Raw genomic sequence first — 19,413 nt, 5'->3', positions numbered from 1 at the left:
TTGCTACTCAAGTAGTGGGTTTTGAGCTAATGACGATCAAAAAGCCTTTGGTAATCGAACAACCAAAACTGGGACAGCTTATCCATGAACTTCGCACTGTAGTTGGTTTAACCCAAGAACAGTTTGCAACACATTTGGGTGTTACTTATTCCACAGTTAATCGTTGGGAAAATAAACGCTCTAAGTTATCACCGATGGCTATGCAGAGGATTGAAAAACTTCTACAAGAGATGGGTGAACAAGGGCAGAAACTGTTAGCGAAATATCAATCAAATTAGTTCTAAGTAACAACTAAGCAGATTTGTTTAGGTAAGTAGTATTGCTTGCTTAATTTTGATATGGCGATACTTGCAATGGGTTGTTTGGTGTCGCACTTTTGATAGAGAAATTGCAGATTTTGCCTGCCAATCAAGATTAATTAAAGTCGATACACCACAAGAGTTTTAAATAAACAAATTTTGAGTTAATGGAACATTGAAATGGCGCAGCGATTACTACAACTTGATGATGTCAGGCATATAGATAGCCCACAAAACGTAGCATCTTTATTTCAAAAAATTGGCTACAACGCTTCTGCTCAACAATTAGCTGTTGATGACTTAGAGCTACCTACTCGGAGTGCAGAAGCTATTTGGAACGCATACATGATTGCTGATCATCAGTATGGTAATGAGTCGCTGCAAGTTTTACTATTTCAGCTTCAAGAAAACGAATGGCTCTCGAATAGTACCGCCAGCAACAGAATGCGATCGCTGGCTCAAAGTCTTTGTAGACGACCCTCTAATTTTCTCCTGTTGGGTACAAAAAACTATGACCAATTGATGTTGGTCAATCCCCGTAAAACCTTTGATGCTGACCTGAATTTAAAAGTCAGCATCCGCAAGTTACTAATTGATAGAGCTAATCCCACTAACTATGACCGTGACCGTCTAGATGCGATCGCTGCTCGAAATCTTTCTCCCCAAGAATTGTATAAGGTGCAGTGCGAAGCCTTTGATGTAGAAAAACTCACTAAAGAGTTCTATCGGGGTTATCGAGAAATCTTTGAGGAACTGCAACGGGTTATTAAAGCTAACAATCAGCATTCCTACTTTACTGACTCCAATCGGCTGCACCAATTTTCTCAAAGACTTTTGGGGCGAATCATGTTTCTTTACTTTTTACAGAAAAAGGAGTTTTTGGCAGGCGATCGCAATTTTCTAAAGACTCAGTACAACAAACTACGCTCAGACCTAGAAGATACCGATTTCTATAATCAGGTGCTAGAGCCGTTATTTTTTGAAATGCTCAATAAACAGCGCCCAAATATGGATTCCCCTTGGGGTAAAATTCCTTATCTCAATGGTGGACTGTTTGACCGGGATTATGGTTCAGGCGTTATTGATGCGGCTGGCGTGGAAACACCCCCTCAAATCGAATTACCTAATTCTGTTTTTGACCCCAGTGGCGATAAAGGTATTCTCAGGTTCTTTAACAGCTATAACTTCACCGTATCAGAAAACATTCAGGGTGATGAAGATGCAGCAGTTGACCCTGAGATGCTTGGTAAGGTGTTTGAGAATATGCTGGCATCTGAAGAAAGAGGACAAAGCGGTACTTTCTACACTCCACGCGGAATAGTCCAGTTTATGTGTGTGGAATCCCTGAGTCGTTACCTAGCAGACCAGACAGATATGGACTTGGAAGCAGTCAAGAAACTTACAGAATATGACCCTGAACTACCTGGACAGGATATTAACCAACTGCTAACTAAAGAACAGGCGAAAAAGCTTAAAAAAGTTCTAGAATCTGTCAAAATCTGTGACCCTGCTGTGGGTTCTGGTGCATTCCCAATGGGGATGATGCAAGTAATTTTGTCAGTGAAGCAAGCGATCGCTCATCGGGAGGGCATGACTGTAGAACGGGGTAGTCTCACTATCAGTCAATGGAAGCGGGACATTATTGCTAATAATCTCTATGGGGTGGACATTAAGCCTGAAGCTGTTGAAATTGCCAAGCTGCGGATGTGGTTATCGCTGGTAGTGGATATTCCTGATATAGATGATGTGGAACCACTGCCCAACCTTGATTACAAGCTAATGTGTGGGGATTCGCTCATTTCTACTATTCAAGGTGAGCAGTTAATTCCTGACCCCACCAAAGACCAACAGACAATGCTGAATGTCACCCCTGTACAAGCAGCTATTCAGCCTTTAATAGATTTGCAACATCAGTACTTTGAGGCTCATGCCCAAGAGCGTAAGATTCTTAGAGGAAAAATTTTAGAAGCTGAGAAAAATGTGTTTCGGGTTGCGATCGCTGACCGTCGTTCTTTTGGGTTAGGGAAGCAGAGGGAATTAGAAAACAAAATTAAGCTGATGAAGGGCAAAGTCAGCAAGGCTCAGGAAAAGGAACTTCAACAGATTGCTGATAAGTTGGCTGAGTTGAATGAGTTTGCGGCTGAGGTGGAAAGGGGGATGCGATCGCTTAATTTCTTCCAATGGCATCTGCATTTTAATGAGGTGTTTCAACAGCAGGGCGGGTTTGATATTGTGATTGGGAACCCGCCGTATGTGAGACAAGAGCAGATTAAAGAACTCAAGCCAGCCCTGCAAGCAGAATATGAGTGTTACACCGGGGTATGTGACCTCTTTGTTTACTTCTATGAGCGTGGGTTTAGGCTGCTCAAGTCTGGTGGTCATTTGTCTTACATCACCTCTAACAAATACTTCCGTGCAGGGTATGGTGAGAAGCTGCGCTCATTCTTGGGGGAAAAGTCACAAGTCCAGGTGTTGATTGATTTTGGGGATGCACCAGTTTTTGAAGCGATCGCTTACCCTAGCATTATTTTAGTCAGCAAGAGTAAGCCAAACAATCATCAAGCTCGTGTGCTGAATTGGGAAGTTGGGAAGTCTGTTGATGAGTTTAATTCAGTGTATAAAAACCAGAGTTTTTATATGCCTCAGAAGGAATTAGGGGCTGATGGGTGGCGGTTGGAGTCTCCGGCTGTGTTCCGGTTAATGGAGAAGTTAAGGGGTGCGGGTACGCCGTTGGGTGAGTATGTGAATGGTAGGTTTTATCGAGGTATTGTTACAGGTTTAAATGAGGCGTTTGTTATAGATAGAGCGACACGGGATAGGTTGATTACTGAACATGAAACATCGGCTGAGATGTTGAAGCCATTTTTGAGGGGAAGGGATGTTAAGCGGTGGTGTGTAGATTATCAGGATTTGTGGCTGATTTTCACAAGAAGAGGTATTGACATTACAAAGTATCCTGCAATTTATGAGCATCTTCTTCAATACAAAAAAGGACTAACACCTGGTATTGAAGGAGGTCGAAAAGACGGAAGCTATCAATGGTACGAAATACAAGATAATATTGCTTATTGGCAAGAGTTCTCACAACTTAAAATTATATATCCTGATATTGCTAAAGATACTTATTTTACTGTAGATAATAAAAACTTGTTTCCAGATTGTACTCTATTTTTAATTCCTACTCAAGATGTTCATATAGCTGGGATACTTAACTCTAAAGTAATCCAATTCTTTTTTCCTCAAATTTGCCCAAAAGTACGTGGTGAATTTATGCGATTTAAGTCAATATATGTTGAACAAATCCCTATTCCTACCATCCTCGATACAGACCGCCTAGCCATAGAAGCTCTAGTACAAAAATGCCTTGATGCTAAAGGGCAGGGTGTGCAGAAGTACGAAGCAGAGATTGATGATAGAGTTGCTCATCTGTATGGGCTGACAGATGAAGAAATGAAGATTATTAGGGGAGAGTAATTATGAATAAATATCGACTCTTTGAAATTGCAGAATATATATCAATTTTTGCTGTTCTAGCTGGTTCTAGCATAGCGATTACTAGTGGACAAATAATCTATGCTACCGTACCAATGGCTTTAGCAATTCTGCTTAATTTAGTTAGACGTTCTCAATTTGAGGAACAGCTACACCAGCGATTTAATAGAAATGACAATGAAACATATCAGCGAATATTAAATGATATTCAATCTTTAACAAGATTAACAATATCTTCTCAAAACAATTCTGAAGCAATTCAACACGGTATTACTGCTCTATCAGAAAAGCTGGATTCAGTAGATACTGAGACACAAGGCAATTTAAATAACGAAGATACTTATCGATTACAAACTCAATGTCAAAATTTACAAGAAACTTTGAATAGTTTGATTTACCGAATGTTAGCTGATCGAGTATTGAGTAGTTACGATCCTAAGCCAGCAGAAAAAGGAATAGCAAATATAGTTGTTGAGTATCAGAACTATAAGCAAGAATACAAAAAATCTTACAGTGCAATGCTGCCAGAAGATTTTATATCTAATGATTCAGAAGATGATTATTAAATAAGTATAGTTATTTATGCAATATATTGAACATCAAGTTGGTGAGTTAGTTGTTAGTCAGCGAAAATTAGATGGTTATATTAGTGCAACCAAATTAACAAAAGCGTATGAGCTACAAACTCAGAAAAAGAGAAATCCAAACGATTGGTTTGAAAAAGATAGAACTCATGAGTTTTTAAATTTGTTATGTAATAAGACAAAAATTGAGGTATACGAATTGGTACAAAAAAAGGGAGAAGGTAAAAATAAAGAAATTTGGATTCATCCTAAACTTGCTGTTTCGTTTGCCATGTGGCTTTCCCCTGAATTTGAAATGATGGTATCTGAATGGGTAGAAAAATGGCTTTTCACAGGTCAAAGTCCTACTAGTACTACTTCAGAAGCTCCAAGTTTACACCCTTATCAGCGTGTTTGGTATCAACGTTTAATGCTGTTTGAACAAAAAACACAATTACCAAAAGGTACATGGTGCGTTTTTGAGGAAATCGGTAAATTAATGAGAAAATTAGAAGCTAAAGGAGCGCCTTTACACGATAGAGCTACTGTTGATATTTCAGTAGGTAGAACATGGTGTCATTGGCTAAAAAAGAATGGATATGAAACTGACTTTGAGCAATATATTCATTGTTATCCAGATAATAGAGACGAACAACTTGCAAATATTTACCCTTACCAATTATTAGGAGTATTTCATAAATGGTTAGAAGATACTTATATTTCTGAAAAATTCCCTGAGTATGTTAGGCAATACGTTACTCCCGAAGAATGTAAGTTAATTTCAGAAGCTATTGGTCATGAAGTTAAACCAGTTAATCGAAGACTTAAAGGAAGCAGATAATTTATATAGAAAGGTAAGTAGCTATGAATTTACAACAAACTCAATTGCGAATTTATCAGCTAAAGCAACAAATGACTTTAACCTTTGATAATCCTAAATCAGTTAAGTTGCAGATTAAAAACCTTAACTTAATTCAAAAGCAATTAAAAGCTATTAAAAAGGAGGTTAATCTAGCTATCAAAGAAATTAACCAACAAGCTACACAGACTACTCCCGATAGTATTATTTCAGTAGGACTAGATTTATTTGGTAAACGTAAATGGGCTGGTCAACTTAGACAAAGCACAAGGAGAGCAATTCAATCAGATAAAATTAATGCGAGACAGCCTTATATAGAGGTAAAAGACTACATTGACCAAGTAATCTTGGAGGGGGATAAAACTAAATTAAAAGCAGAACAATATTTAGCTGAATAGTTAATTAACAAAATTTTATTAAAATTTATTAAAAATTGAATCAGTTTGTTAGATTTATCAAGCAGAGGAGAGCTTCATGAAAAATGAGACTAATATTGGTCTAGGCATTATTACAATTGCTATTTTGGGATTGATAATTTGGGGGCTATTCTACGAAATCGGTCAAGCTCCTTGGCAATTTATCACGATTATGATTGCTTTGTTAGGTACGCTAGTTACAGTTGCAGGTAACTTGAATATTCAAATTCGTAATGAACAAAAACCTAAGAAGATCGAAATATACGATAAGGTTATTAAATTTTTCTTTGATTCTATATTAGCTAGTAAATTAGGACGGGAGCCTAAAACCGAACAGGAATTAGTTCAGGGTTTCTCTGATATGACACCTGACCTAATTCTATGGGCATCTGATGATGTTTTGAATCTTTATATTAGGTTTCGACAAGTAGCAAACAATAGTATGCAAGATTCTCCAAACAATCCTATCCTGTTATTTGGTCAAATGCTATTAGCAATGCGAAAGGATTTAGGACATCAAAATAATCAGATAAATGAACATTCCATTTTAGGCACATTTGTAAATGATGTTGAAAATCTCTCCAAATAACAATGCCCCTACCAGACTACATTGATAACTCCCGCCACAAACTGCAAACCATCCTCAAAACCTTAATTGAGGATGAAAATCAAATAGTCCTCGATATCGCCACAGGCTTTTTCCGCATTGAGGCATGGGTACGTCTGGAAGCTGCCATGAACCAACTCACCAGCCTGCGGTTACTCATTGGACGTGACCCCACCATTCGACCAGCAGAAAGCGATCGCATTGACTTAATCCGTTACTTTAAGAAAAATATTCAAGAGGAGTTAGAAAACCAACCGCTAAATTCTAAATACCAGAATGAGATAGAGCGAATGATAGCCTATCTGCAAAGGCATGACGTTGAGGTGAGACTGTTTGGAGCGCATGGAGATAAAAATCAGTTTCTTCATGCTAAAGCCTATATCTTCAATAATTACAGCATCGTCGGGTCTTCCAACTTCACCCCAGCCGGCTTAGAAGGAAATACCGAATTAAACGTTGTCAACAAAATTGGTGCGATCGCTCACGACCTCAGACATAACTGGTTTGCAGGATTTTGGAATGACCCTAGTGTTGATTTAGATTACAAAACCAAGCTAATTGATGCGCTCAATGCCTCTAAGTTTGGCAGTAAAGCTTACACCCCCTACCAAATATTCCTCAAAGCACTATACGAACTATTTAAGGAAGATACCATCATTGGCGAGAGCGATCGCACCTCATTAGAACTAGCCAGTTTTCAACAAGAGGGATTTGAAAGAGCAGTCAGGCTCATCGAAAGACATGATGGCTGTGTTATTGCTGATGCTGTGGGTTTGGGTAAAACCTTTATTGGATTGCGGCTGCTGGACTATTACCTAATTAAACTGAGGAAACCGAGATTTGTGCCTCGTGCCTTGGTGGTTTGTCCGGCTCAACTTAAAAAATTAGTGTGGGACAAAAAACTAGATGAATTTGGCATTAAAGCTGATGTAATTTCCCATGAAGAAATCAGCCGTCAAAGCTTTAATGTTCAAGATTACGCCCGTTATGACATCGTGGTGGTGGATGAATCCCATAATTTCCGCAACAGTGCCACCAATCGCTACCGCAATTTATTAAAGCTAGTCAGCAGTGGTAAGCGCAATAAACGGGTGGTGTTACTAACCGCTACCCCTATTAATAACAGCATATTTGACCTTTATCATCAAATACTACTAATTACCCGTGGTGGTGAAACTTATTATCGAGAATGGGGTATTTCTAACCTCAAGACTTATTTTAAAGCCTTAGCTAAAGGTGGGGTAGAAATTACAGAACTCCTCATGCAAACAATGGTGAGACGTAGCCGCCAGGACGTGATTAGAAGGCAACAAGCAGGTGAAGAAATTCGCATTAATGGTAAACTTATTCACTTTCCTAAACGCCAGTTAGAACAGTTTACCTATAATTTTGAGGATAGCTTTGCTGGGCTGTATACGGGGATAGCCACTCAAATTGACAAGCTTAACCTCCCTGCTTATAACATTAAGGCTTTTAAAAAGCGCAAGGATAAAGGGGAAGAAAATGAAGTCAAGCGTAATGATGCCCTAGTTGCCCTCCAAAAAGCCCTTTATTTTAAACGATTTGAAAGTTCGCTACTTGCTTTTAAAAATAGTATTCGCAATCAGAGAGACTTTCAGACTAATTTTTATGAAATTCTCACTCAACAAGGAAAACTGTTAGATAGTAAAAACTTTCGCAAGTTAGTATTAGCTGCTGAAGATGAAGAAGAAGGTAACTCAGTTAATGCTATTATTGCATCACTAAATGAAGTTGACTCTAAAGACTATGACCTAAATCAACTCAAACAGCAGATTGAAGCTGATTTGAGAATTTTAAATAACATTATTGTCACCTTAGAAAAAATTGAATCCTCAGCCACAGCTAACACAGACTATGACCGCAAGTTAGCAGCATTTAAAGAACTACTTAAAACCCAACTGCAAGGTAAAAAGATTTTAGTATTTAGCTACTTCAAAGATACGGCTGAGTATTTATATAAACAATTAATTACAGATAAAGCTTGGTTATCTCAAATGACGGTTAATACTAAAGCGCCTGTGATTGAGTTATTGACTGGTACAACCCCCGGTAAACAACGGGAAGAGAAAGTTAAGCGGTTTGCACCTAAAGCTAATGTCCAAAGTGATAGTGATGAGGAATTAACTCTACTGCAACAAAACCCAATTGATATTCTTGTTTGTACAGATGTACTATCAGAAGGTCAAAACCTGCAAGATGCTGGGGTGTTAGTTAACTATGACTTGCACTGGAATCCAGTCCGCATGATTCAAAGGGCAGGACGCATTGACCGACTGGGAACAGATTATGATGAACTATTTATATACAATTGCTTTCCAGAACAGGGACTAGAGACGCTATTAGGGTTAGTTAGAAGATTACAAGAGCGCATTGCCACCATTGACCGTGAGGTAGGGCTAGACGGTAGTGTACTAGGTGAAACTATTTCTGGTAAATCATTAGACGAACTGTACAAACTCAAGATGGCTGACACCGATGCAGAAAAACAAGCCATTTTAGAGGAACTAGAACAAGCATCTGATTTGGTATCCCTAGATGAGATGAGATTACCGTTACTCGAATTTTTACAACAAGCTAGTAAGGAACTAATTGATGATATCCCCTTTGGGATTCATAGTACTTGGAATAAACCCATACCCCACCCTAACGTTCCTAATGGGGGCATATTCTTTGCTTTTCGCGTACAAGATAAGCACTTTTGGCATTTTTACCCACGCATTGATAATGCCATCTCCCTAGACCCTAATAGATTAATTAGCGACAAACGCACCATTTTTAATTGGCTTAAATGCCAATCCTCAGACTTTCCTAAACCTGATGAATTACCACCAATTGAATTTGATAACCGCATTTTCTCTGTTTTAGAAAGAGCCGTAGGCAATCTGTTTAACTCTTTCCAACAACAGCAAACGGCTAAAGGCATTAAACCGCAAATACCCAAGCTATTACAAAGTATTCATCATGCTCTCACCCAGCCTGACTTATTTCAAAGTGAACCAATTGATGAAGAAGCTAAAGAACGGGTGTTAAAGGTAATCACTACCGTTAATTCTCGGAGTTATGAGCGAGATGTTAAAGCAATTTGGGAGTTATTCAAAGAACATAAAAATGTCAGCTTACTTATTTCTGAGTTAGATGAATATTTTGTAGACACTGACCAATATGAGGAACTTACAGATGACCAAGACATAAGACCAGCAGAAATTATCCAGCAAAAAGATATTAAATTGATTTGCTATGAGTGGTTTAAAGCAGATACAAGCGAGGAAAAGTGAAAGATGCGATGCCTACGGCAGCAAGCTACACTCCCTATTTAAAGAATCAATTATGATTTACGCACCCAACATGATAGTAGTCTATTACTCTTGCTAGAATATGACACAATTGTATAACCAAAAACAGCAACGACAACAGCAAATTCAAGCTTTTATTAAAGGAATTGGTATAAGTGAATTTCAGGCAACAGAAGCGCTAGAAATTGCTTTAAGACACCCATCATTTATCTATGAATCAAATGTAGATAGGCAGACAAAAGATTTCCAAGAGAAAGCTTACAGACGGCTAGCTCATTTAGGAGATGCAATTCTTGGTGCTATTGTTACTGACTATTTATATGAGAGATTTCCTGAATCTACACAAGGCGAACTTACTGAGGATAAACAATCACTTGTAGATAAAGCCCAATTGTCAGAATTTGCTATTAAGTTAAATTTACCAGAGTTCTGCCTATTGGGAAAAAGTCTAAAAGGAAAACCTTTAAATGAGCAAGAGAGACTTTTTGCAGAAATGTTTGAGGCTGTGCTTGGTGCAGTTTATTTAGGATTTAAGCGTGATTTTTCTCAAGTTAGCTCTTGGCTAATTAAGCGCTTTCTAGCAGATGCTTTAGACGAAATTATCAATGATGAAGAAGACGATGAGGAGAATTTTGAGGATATGAGTCTTGATACCAGAGATTACTTAGGCATGATTGGCTTAGAAAATTTTCCTGACTATGGATGGGCCCCTGGTGATGATGATGATTAGATCGCCCCACCCAAACCAAGCAAGGAAATCTACCAAACAACAATGACCTACTCCCTATTCCAAGGCAGCCCCAAGTACTACCGCACCATCAACACGTATCCGCGACTTTGATCAGATGCCAAGGCTTGCAACACGCTATGCCAAAGATATGGTTCCTAGTGATGGGGTACTGATTTGAAAATCTGGAGATAAGGCAGGGATGTATGCGATCGCTGTGGAAAATTTTCATCGCATCAATACTGACTGCGACCATTGAAAGACATTGATACTTGTCAGGTTATCTACTGATATTTTCCGATCTTACTTATTTAAGTGATACAAATTATACCCCTTTTAAAATACCTGTGTTAATTTTGCTATAGCTTACTCGTAGTCAGGGTTATATGGACTTTGTAGTTTTAGACACTGAGGGGAAACCGGAATTAAGTGAATTGGCGATAGTGGATAGTCAAGGACGGTTGATCTATGAAGGGTTTTCTAGTGATTATCCCAATCACAACAAGAATCTGCCTAACCTTAAAAGTCTCAAAACTCTGCTTACAGAGTTTCTGTCCCTTGTCCAAGGGAAGAAAATAGTCTGCCACTATGCCTTGCATGATATTGAGATACTTCAGTCCAGTTTTCGCCGAGTTGGTCTTTTTTGCCCCAAACTAGAATTTGAGTGTACTTGTGAAAAAGCAAAAAGTGTTTGGCCAGAGCTAGAAAGCCATTCCCTAGAACACCTGAGTAAGCATTTTAATTTGCAGGTAAATAACCGCTACTTTATTCGAGATATGGCTCATGCTGCTCGGTATGATGCCCAGTTTACTTACCAGCTTTATCGTCAGATGATGATTGAGCAATTAAAACAAAAGCCCAATCCATTTAGTGCTAGTCGGGTTGATACTCCGTTTCAGACTCACCCTGATTATTTTGCCACTTACCGCCAAGAATATCTTACTCTTGAGTCAATTTTGGCTGACATCAAACTAGATTCCAATCGCCAGAGTAAAGGAGTCGTAGTTATTGGAGAGCCGGGGACTGGTAAAACCCACTTGATGATGAGACTAGCCAATGAGCGACTAGCCAATAATCGACTATTATTTATCCGCCAACCGAACCATCCCAAAGCAGTGCTGCATCACATCTACAGCCGCATTTTGGAATCCCTAGTACAGTCGGTTGGTTCTGCTACTCAATTGGACTACCTGATTATCAATAGCTTTTATAAAATTCTCGGTTTCCGAGTTACATCTCAGAAAGACCAAGAAATTATTAAAGCTCTACAAGATAAAAATTTAGATGCGCTTGGAGCAGAAGGAACTGGGCGCAGACGAGATTACTGGCAACACATTGAAAAACGAATCAACGAGTGGTGGGCGGGTCATTATTCTTCTGGAGGTTTTGCTCTTGCTATTCTCAAGGGAATTGTTAAGTATTGTAGTTATACTGACCCACGACGCAAAGATATTACTACCCGTTGGTTAGCTGCTAACATCTTATCTAAAGAAGAGGCAGAATTAGTTGGTTTGCCAAATTGGGGAGAAGACCTCAGCCAAGAAGCCTTTTCTTTGGAAGCAATTTCAGTTTTGGCTAAACTATCTATCTTGGATGAACCCTTAATTATCGTCTTCGATCAGCTAGAAGGATTGGGGCTTTCACATAACCGAGAAATCTTACTGAATTTTGGGGAAGCTATCAAGGAAATTTTTACTCACGTTCCTAATAGTTTAATTATTCTCAATATGTTTCCCGATCGATGGGAACAGTTTCAAGCTAGCTTTGATAACTCAATTATTGGTCGAGTCTCGCAGTACCAGATTTATCTACGTCAGCCAGATGAAACAGAACTTGAAGCGATTCTGCGGGTAAAGCTTCAGGCGCTTGATATTCCTCTAGAAATATTATTTAGCTCTGAAGATTTGGAAGATATTCTTGGACAAAAGCCAATTAGAGGGGTATTAAACCGAGCAGCAGACTATTATAACTACAGGGTTCGTCAAATTCCTCTAGCATCTGTCAAAGAAAACCTGCATAAGCTTGATAGTAAAGAACAGCTAGAGCAACAGCTAAGAATTGTACAGCAACAACAGCAAAAACTAACCGAAGCATTTCTTTATTTGGTTCAAGCAATACAGGAAGCAAGATTGGTAGATTTAGCAAAGTTATATCAGCAATTTCTCCCTGAGCCTCCTAAGCTTCAACTACATACTTCAGATAACATTATTGAATATTTAACTCGAAAGAAGGCTGAACTTGAGCAGCAGTATAGTAATCTTCCGATCATTTCTGATTATGATGACATGGGTAAACTAAAAACTATTGCTGAAGCTTTTAACCATATAAAGCCAATGAGACTAACTCAATATCGTTTGGGAAAGCGAGTTTTACCAGAACATATTGTGGTTGAGACTGGTAATAAAAATTATGTGATGGGGTTTCTTCAACTCGATCCAAGCACCACATCTTTTACCAGTCGAATTGCTAATTTCAATGAGCTAGTAAGTTTGCATCCTAATGACCGCTTTGGTTTATTCCGTGATGAGCGCATAACGCAAGTTAGAGGGAAAGTAGGTAAAGAACGAGTAGCTCAACTGAATAATTCTTCTAATGGTAGTTTTATTTTGTTTAGCAAACAAGACAGGATTTACTTAGATTTGACTTATCAAACAATTATCGACATTCAAAATAGAGATTTAGATGTTGATTTGGAGTCAGCTTTAAAGGTATTTATCACTTATCAAGAGTGGCATCACTGGCTATTTAGTATGTTTGGTTTTGCAAAATCTTTTGCACAAGCAGCATGAACATTGTAAGTTTTTCTATAGAAATTAAATTATGAACATTACAACTATCCTCGACCAAATTGACATGGGCAGTATTGCCTTACCAGAGTTCCAACGGGGTTACGTATGGAATCGTGACCAAGTGCGTGGATTGATGAATTCGCTATATCGCAGACATCCCGTTGGTAGCTTATTAGTGTGGCAAACTAAAACTGAACAAGCAATTGACCATGCTCGTGGTGATGGTAAGCTTTCCACAGGCACAGTTAAACTGCTGCTAGATGGTCAACAGCGCATTACCTCCTTCTATGGAATTGTACGGGGTAAACCACCTCAGTTTTTTGATGGGAATGTGCAAGCTTTCACTGGTTTGTATTTCAACTTGGAAGATGAAATATTTGAATTTTACGCTCCCGTCAAAATGAAGGATAACCCTTTATGGGTAAATGTGACTGAATTGATGCAGCAAGGAGTAGGAGTTTTCATTGGGCATTTACTCAAAATTCCAGAACTTAGTCTGAATTTGACTACTTACATTAATGCTTTAAATAAATTAGAAGGCATTAAAAATATCAATTTGCATATTGAAGAAGTCACTGGTGAAGACAAAACAGTTGATGTTGTTGTAGAGATTTTTAATACTGTTAATAGCGGAGGAACCAAACTATCTAAGGGTGATTTAGCACTAGCAAAAATTTGCGCTCAATGGCCGGATGCCCGTAGTGAACTCAAAGCACGTCTGGCAAAATGGAATAAAGCAGGTTTTGACTTTCGTTTAGAGTGGTTGCTGAGGTGCATTAACGCAGTTATTACTGGAGAAGCAGTGTTTTCCGCGCTCAAAGATGTTAAAACTGCGACATTTCAAGACGGGCTATATAAGGCAGAAAAAGCTATTGATACGCTGCTCAACCTCATTTCGGCTCGGCTTGGACTTGACCACAATCGTGTACTAGGTGGCATTTACGCTTTTCCTCTCATGGTGCGTTACCTTGTTGGGCGTGGTGGACATCTTAGAGATCATACAGAGCGCGACAAGTTACTCTACTGGTACGTACATACTTTATTGTGGGGACGGTACGCAGGCTCAACTGAGAGCGTTCTAGCCCAAGATTTACACGTATTGGAATCTGAAGATAATCCGCTAGACCAACTTATCGCCAACCTACGGCAAAATCGCGGAGACTTGGAAATTAAAGCTATTGACTTTCAAGGTTGGGGTATGGGAGCAAGGTTTTACCCATTAGTTTATATGCTTACTCGCGTGCATCAAGCACAAGATTGGGATAGTGGCATCGAACTATCCAAACATCTTCTCGGTAAACATTGCTATTTGCAAGTCCATCATATTTTTCCGAAATCGCTACTTTCCAAAGCTGGATATCCCAAATCTGAAGTTAACGCGATCGCTAACCTGACATTTCTAACCCAAGAAACCAACCTCAAAGTTTCAAACCGACATCCTTCGGAGTATTTCGAGGCATTCGAGCAAACCCAACCGGGTGCGATCGCAACTCACTGGATACCAATGGAACGCAGTGTGTGGCAAATTGAAAACTACCGTGATTTCTTAACCGCACGTCGTGAACTTTTAGCTCAAGCTGCTAATAAATTTTTGAATAGCTTACTCGCTGGGGATATTCCAGAAGCAAAAGCGACAGATTCTGTTTTCAAAGAAGAGGCGGAAAGCTCTACTGCGGTTGTACCACTGGCTGAGGAACGAGTTCTGGAAGAATGTAATGTATGGGTGCAAGAGCAGGGATTACCGATTGGTGAATGGATGTACGAAATTGCTGATTCGACAGGAACAGTGAGTAAAGTACTGGATTTAGCATGGCCCAATGGTTTGCAATCCGGGAAAAGTCAACCAGTTGCCCTGATAATTGATGCAGATCAAGAAATAGAAGAGGCTGCAAATCGTCTTGGTTATCTCTATTTTTCCGACATAGACAGATTCAAAAGTTATGTTATCCAAGAGGTCTTAGCTGTTGATTTTCCGGCAGTAGACGATTACAAGCAAGCCTTTATAGCTATCAGCAGCCAACTGACGGATAGCCATAAACGTATGCTTAAAGCTCACTATCATGCACCTGGACAAATTATCACTGCAACTGAGTTAGCAGAGGCGGCTGGATATGAACATTTTGGCGGTGCAAATCTCCAATACGCCAGAATTGCAGAACTGATTGCAAATTACTTAAATTATTCGCCACGTCAACATGACGATAGTGGTAAACCATTCTGGTCATTAATGTTAGCTTCTGGGTACTGGAAAACATTAGAAAACCCTGAAATTACTAGTCAACGAGAATGGCATTGGCAATTACGGGAGCAGGTTAGTCAAGCTTTAGAAGATTTAAGTTGGGTATAAGCCAGGTATAAATCTTTCTAATTTAGTTACTCTCTGGAACGTAAATCTATATGGCTATTCTCTTCCAACTTATCGGTAGATTAATCAAGTGGACTGCGATCACTATAATCTACCTCACACCCGTTCTAGGTGTTTGGTTAGCATCTTCCCTAGCTGCTTACAATAACCGTTCCACCTCTTTAGCCGTACTAGCAGGGGTGTTTCTCTTTCCCATCTTACCTATGCTCTGGGAACTACGGGCACAAAGCAAACGCAGACGCAGCAAAGAACGGATATTGACTTGGGGCGATCGCTTGACGCTGAGAACTCTTGTAATCAACTTTGTGGCGATCGCTGCTTTATTAGTATGGCAACCGCGTTTGAGTTTTATAGCTCTTTCAACGCGAGGCGACTGGATGCTGGGTGACTTGCAAGGGCAACCTGCACAGTTAATTCGACAGAATTTATTCAAGCTGGCAAATGGTTTGGAAGGAATGTATCTCAGCTTCAATAAAAATCCTTTTGAACGTTACGATGACGGCAGTAGTAAAGTCCAACCACAACCCCAAACCGACCGAGATCCTTTTGAGAATTTAAAACAGCCAGATACTGCCAAACCACAGCCGGCTAATAATACCAATGGTTGGGCGTGGCAAGGTATGGGAATACATCCCGCAGTTGCCAATATGCCCAGCAGTGTAGAGACAAGCATCGCATCAGTTGCTCAGTATATTGTTAGTAAGGAATCAGATCCGGTACAGCGAATTAAAGCTCTCCATGATTACGTTGCAGATCGAATTGCATACGATGCTGAATCTTATTTTGCAGGGCAATATCCACCACAAGATGCCGAAACTGTATTTAGAACTCGTAAGTCTGTGTGTGCCGGCTATGCAAAATTGTTAGAAGCATTGGGTAAAGCGGCTGGAGAAGAAATCATTTATGTTGTAGGAGATGCACGGACTCAAACCAGCGACCTTAGCGGTCAAGGTCACGCGTGGAATGCAGCAAGAGTAAAAGGACAATGGTACTTAATTGATGCTACTTGGGATAGCGGTTATGTCGATCGCTCGTCAGGTTTTACAAAAAACTACCGTACTGAATACTTAATGCCGCCACCAGAAGTTATGGTGATTAGCCATTTTCCGAAAGATCCTGCTTGGCAGCTGTTATCAAATCCATTACCGCTTGGCGAGTTTTTGCGCCAGCCGATGATGAAACCAAAGTTTTTTGCTGATGGCTTGCAACTTGTCAGCCCTGTGCGATCGCAGACGAATGTAGGTGATGAAGCAAAATTAGTATTGGCAAATCCTAAGAATGTTTGGTTATTAGCTAGCTATAACTCAAAAGGTGGAGGCAACTCCCAATCTTGTGGTCATCCGGTACAAGGCGATCAAGTTACGTGTAAACTTCCTGCCTCCGGTTCCTATGAAATGCGGTTATTTACCTCTACTGAAAGTCAGGGTGAATTCAATTATGTAGGGCAATTAGAGTTTAACAAGTCGTGAGAAGAAATTTTAAACATTAAAAATTAAGCTGAAAAATACATGAGCAATACTGAGTTTCATCTTTAACCCCATAAAAGATAATCGTGAAAACTGAATTACCTCCATTAAGTAATTGTGTTCTATTCTTTGTAGCTGTCATAAGTGTGGTGTATTTATATAACAGCATAGCTCAAAGACAATTCATTAAAAAGCAACGAAGACCAGAAAGGCCAAAGCCTGGTTTTGGCTTTTATATGTTATGGAATCAAATTTCGTTAATTTCCTTTTTTTGCATAACTTATATTATAGGATGGGATGCACCATCAGTTGGTTTAAAATTTGAAATATTACCAGTATTTTCCTTAATAATTGGCTTAATTGGCTATTGTATATTTGTGTTAATTTTAAATACTGTTTTAAATATTTTGAGAATCAGCCAAATTGTGCAAAATGATGCTTATCTTGTTTCTGTAAGACTTATACCACGACAAAAGCTTCAAAAAACGTTATTTTGGGTTGCTGTATGTATATTAAATCCAATAACAGAAGAGTTGATATTTCGGGGAGTACTAGTACATCAATTAGGCATATATACAAATAATTATTACTTAGCAATTTTTCTGGGTTTATTTGTAAGTGTGGGAAATCATATTTATCAAGGGAAACTACATGTTATTACACATTTTGTTTTTTATATTTTTACCGTAACATTGCTTTATTCAGATGTAGGACTTCTTGGGTCTATAGGTTTTCACTTGGCAGGAGATATTTATCCATTTATGTGGCTTAAATATCAGGTTAATAACCATAAAAAACGAAGAAGGGAGGAACGCAGGGCTAAATATGTTTCCAATTAAAATATTAGACACTTTCTTTATACAAGAGTGCTAGATTAAAAAGTATCAATTAATTGTAACAATCGAAGCACCCAAGATTATTGCTAGTCCACCTGACATTGGCTATTGGATTGATATCAGCCGTATTGGTATAAAGCCTTGTGCCAATGAGTTAAAAAGATGGCATCGCCTACAGCAGGTAGTTAAGCGACGGCACTTGGCTTAACCAAAGTATTATTCTCCCAAACTTAACTCAGGTTGGTTCAGAATTGCTTCTAGGAATGCAGTCGGTAAACTGCTAGTTACCATGTATTTCCACTGAATGCTTAATTGCAGAAAAATTTTTAGCTTATGTTCTACTCATAATTGTTGCCTTTAAATTACTTAATCTTCATCACTTAAACTAAATTTAAACTCTTCACTACGGCTTTACACTTATTAGTGTTTACTTTACAGCTTCTTGAGGCTAATATCATTACTTTTATCATTGTGATAACAGTTTGAATGATTGATATTAGAGAAGTAGTGTACAAGAAAGTTGATTAAATCAGTGAATAAGAAATGGGCAACTAAACGACTCACAATTAATTTGGCATCAAGTGAAGCAGAGAAGCTTGAAAAATACTGCTCAATGACTGGTAGACCTGCAACCGATGTAATTCGAGAGTTGATTCGCTCTTTGCCAGCCGAAGAAATACCAAATGCAAATTAAACTGTTTGATGAGTAACACTCGCTTTCTTTGTTCAATTCAAGCACACAATACCAAAGCAAAAAACTGGTTCAGGTAATGCTAATTGCTGTATCAAATAAAAATTTACCTAAATGGTTAATAAAACAGCTAAACTAGCTTTATAATTTCCATTTTTGACTTACCACGGACTAAAGCTATAAATCACTTACTATCTCCTTAAATATTCCTCTTAAAGTTCATGATTAATGCTGATGTGGTTCTTAGCTTTGAGGAGAGAAGCTGAACTAAATACTAAATTGTCAAAACAACAGTTTACTAAAACATGGATTTCATCAACCAAGCACGAAATTTGGCGGATACGCTCAAAGATAAAGCGCAAGAAGCAGCGACTAATACAGCAAAGGGGATAGAAGAAGTAGTTGATGGAATTAAAAATACTGCTGTAGAGATTACTAGCTCAAGTATTAATGCGGTTAGTGATTTACCTGCAACAGCACAGCAAGGTTTCCAAACAGTACAAAATATCAGTAAAGCATTTGAAACAACTGCTATTGGTGTGACAACTTCGAGTGTAGCTATAGCTGAAGCATTACAAAATTTGCCTTCGACTGCGGCGGAATTAGCCGTAGAAATGCCCAAGATTGCATATAGATTGAGGTATCGTGCTGGTCTAAGAACCGGAGATTTATCTCGCTCTGATGCAGATGTCATGAAGCTGTTTGAGAAAATTCCAGGCACATCAAAGCTAGGAGCTAACGAAAGAACTATCCGTGAATTCTTGAGCGATAAACATGGTAGCCATATCATCCCACGTTCTCAAGGAGGCTCAAACGGTGCTGACAACATCTTGTGGGAAGTGGGCGCTGATAATCTCCGTCGCGGAGCCGAAGTTATGACTGTTGGGGAGCAGTTTTATATTCGGGTTTACACCCGGATTTCTCACAAAGCCTGAAAAAAGAAGAGTCAAAAACTGCCAAAATGACTAATATACCTGAATTCCAGCAGT

General features: G+C 38.9%; 14 protein-coding genes. All 14 read left to right on the top strand.

Features of this window, described 5'->3' with window-relative positions; genetic code table 11:
* The first annotated feature begins 29 nt into the window (after positions 1–29).
* Positions 30–278: a helix-turn-helix transcriptional regulator gene (locus tag G1O98_RS19715; protein WP_163930815.1), complete on the top strand. Its 249-nt coding sequence runs from the start codon at positions 30–32 to the stop codon at positions 276–278.
* Between the two features lie 201 nt (positions 279–479).
* Complete coding sequence (locus G1O98_RS19710) at positions 480–3,773, top strand: TaqI-like C-terminal specificity domain-containing protein (protein WP_163930813.1); 3,294 nt, start codon at positions 480–482, stop codon at positions 3,771–3,773.
* A gap of 2 nt (positions 3,774–3,775) precedes the next feature.
* Entirely contained in the window at positions 3,776–4,357 is a 582-nt protein-coding gene (locus G1O98_RS39015; protein WP_175586773.1) for a hypothetical protein, read from the top strand.
* 16 nt (positions 4,358–4,373) lie between these two features.
* Positions 4,374–5,195: a KilA-N domain-containing protein gene (locus tag G1O98_RS19700; RefSeq protein ID WP_163930811.1), complete on the top strand. Its 822-nt coding sequence runs from the start codon at positions 4,374–4,376 to the stop codon at positions 5,193–5,195.
* 23 nt (positions 5,196–5,218) lie between these two features.
* Positions 5,219–5,611 carry a hypothetical protein gene (locus tag G1O98_RS19695; RefSeq protein WP_163930809.1) on the top strand — a complete coding sequence of 131 codons (393 nt, stop codon included), beginning with the start codon at positions 5,219–5,221 and terminating at the stop codon, positions 5,609–5,611.
* A gap of 76 nt (positions 5,612–5,687) precedes the next feature.
* Positions 5,688–6,218: a hypothetical protein gene (locus tag G1O98_RS39290; RefSeq protein ID WP_202985805.1), complete on the top strand. Its 531-nt coding sequence runs from the start codon at positions 5,688–5,690 to the stop codon at positions 6,216–6,218.
* A 2-nt stretch (positions 6,219–6,220) separates the two neighbouring features.
* Positions 6,221–9,532: a helicase-related protein gene (locus tag G1O98_RS19685; RefSeq protein WP_163930807.1), complete on the top strand. Its 3,312-nt coding sequence runs from the start codon at positions 6,221–6,223 to the stop codon at positions 9,530–9,532.
* 100 nt (positions 9,533–9,632) lie between these two features.
* Positions 9,633–10,280, top strand: a complete 648-nt coding sequence (locus G1O98_RS19680; RefSeq protein ID WP_163930805.1) for a ribonuclease III domain-containing protein — start codon at positions 9,633–9,635, stop codon at positions 10,278–10,280.
* Positions 10,281–10,663: 383 nt separating this feature from the next.
* The gene (locus tag G1O98_RS19675) at positions 10,664–13,066 is read left to right on the top strand and encodes an exonuclease domain-containing protein (protein WP_163930803.1); all 2,403 of its coding nucleotides are present in this window, start codon (positions 10,664–10,666) and stop codon (positions 13,064–13,066) included.
* Positions 13,067–13,097: 31 nt separating this feature from the next.
* The gene (locus G1O98_RS19670) at positions 13,098–15,413 is read left to right on the top strand and encodes a DUF262 domain-containing protein (protein WP_163930801.1); all 2,316 of its coding nucleotides are present in this window, start codon (positions 13,098–13,100) and stop codon (positions 15,411–15,413) included.
* Positions 15,414–15,463: 50 nt separating this feature from the next.
* Positions 15,464–16,900 carry a transglutaminase domain-containing protein gene (locus tag G1O98_RS19665; protein ID WP_163930799.1) on the top strand — a complete coding sequence of 479 codons (1,437 nt, stop codon included), beginning with the start codon at positions 15,464–15,466 and terminating at the stop codon, positions 16,898–16,900.
* 83 nt (positions 16,901–16,983) lie between these two features.
* The gene (locus G1O98_RS19660) at positions 16,984–17,736 is read left to right on the top strand and encodes a CPBP family intramembrane glutamic endopeptidase (protein WP_163930797.1); all 753 of its coding nucleotides are present in this window, start codon (positions 16,984–16,986) and stop codon (positions 17,734–17,736) included.
* A gap of 529 nt (positions 17,737–18,265) precedes the next feature.
* Positions 18,266–18,427 carry a ribbon-helix-helix protein, CopG family gene (locus G1O98_RS19655; RefSeq protein ID WP_163930794.1) on the top strand — a complete coding sequence of 54 codons (162 nt, stop codon included), beginning with the start codon at positions 18,266–18,268 and terminating at the stop codon, positions 18,425–18,427.
* Positions 18,428–18,729: 302 nt separating this feature from the next.
* Positions 18,730–19,359 (top strand): hypothetical protein, encoded by a 630-nt coding sequence (locus tag G1O98_RS19650; protein ID WP_243458482.1) that lies wholly within the window; start codon positions 18,730–18,732, stop codon positions 19,357–19,359.
* The last annotated feature ends 54 nt before the right edge of the window (positions 19,360–19,413 follow it).

Source organism: Nostoc sp. UIC 10630 (assembly GCF_010747425.1).
Lineage (GTDB): Bacteria > Cyanobacteriota > Cyanobacteriia > Cyanobacteriales > Nostocaceae > Nostoc.
This window is presented reverse-complemented; position numbering and strand designations above follow the sequence as displayed.

What these genes read in the sequence shown, in the direction of transcription:
- G1O98_RS19715 (WP_163930815.1), top strand. Translation starts at nt 30, where the DNA reads ATGACGATCAAAAAGCCTTTGGTAATCGAACAACCAAAACTGGGACAG.
- G1O98_RS19710 (WP_163930813.1), top strand. Translation starts at nt 480, where the DNA reads ATGGCGCAGCGATTACTACAACTTGATGATGTCAGGCATATAGATAGC.
- G1O98_RS39015 (WP_175586773.1), top strand. Translation starts at nt 3,776, where the DNA reads ATGAATAAATATCGACTCTTTGAAATTGCAGAATATATATCAATTTTT.
- G1O98_RS19700 (WP_163930811.1), top strand. Translation starts at nt 4,374, where the DNA reads ATGCAATATATTGAACATCAAGTTGGTGAGTTAGTTGTTAGTCAGCGA.
- G1O98_RS19695 (WP_163930809.1), top strand. Translation starts at nt 5,219, where the DNA reads ATGAATTTACAACAAACTCAATTGCGAATTTATCAGCTAAAGCAACAA.
- G1O98_RS39290 (WP_202985805.1), top strand. Translation starts at nt 5,688, where the DNA reads ATGAAAAATGAGACTAATATTGGTCTAGGCATTATTACAATTGCTATT.
- G1O98_RS19685 (WP_163930807.1), top strand. Translation starts at nt 6,221, where the DNA reads ATGCCCCTACCAGACTACATTGATAACTCCCGCCACAAACTGCAAACC.
- G1O98_RS19680 (WP_163930805.1), top strand. Translation starts at nt 9,633, where the DNA reads ATGACACAATTGTATAACCAAAAACAGCAACGACAACAGCAAATTCAA.
- G1O98_RS19675 (WP_163930803.1), top strand. Translation starts at nt 10,664, where the DNA reads ATGGACTTTGTAGTTTTAGACACTGAGGGGAAACCGGAATTAAGTGAA.
- G1O98_RS19670 (WP_163930801.1), top strand. Translation starts at nt 13,098, where the DNA reads ATGAACATTACAACTATCCTCGACCAAATTGACATGGGCAGTATTGCC.
- G1O98_RS19665 (WP_163930799.1), top strand. Translation starts at nt 15,464, where the DNA reads ATGGCTATTCTCTTCCAACTTATCGGTAGATTAATCAAGTGGACTGCG.
- G1O98_RS19650 (WP_243458482.1), top strand. Translation starts at nt 18,730, where the DNA reads ATGGATTTCATCAACCAAGCACGAAATTTGGCGGATACGCTCAAAGAT.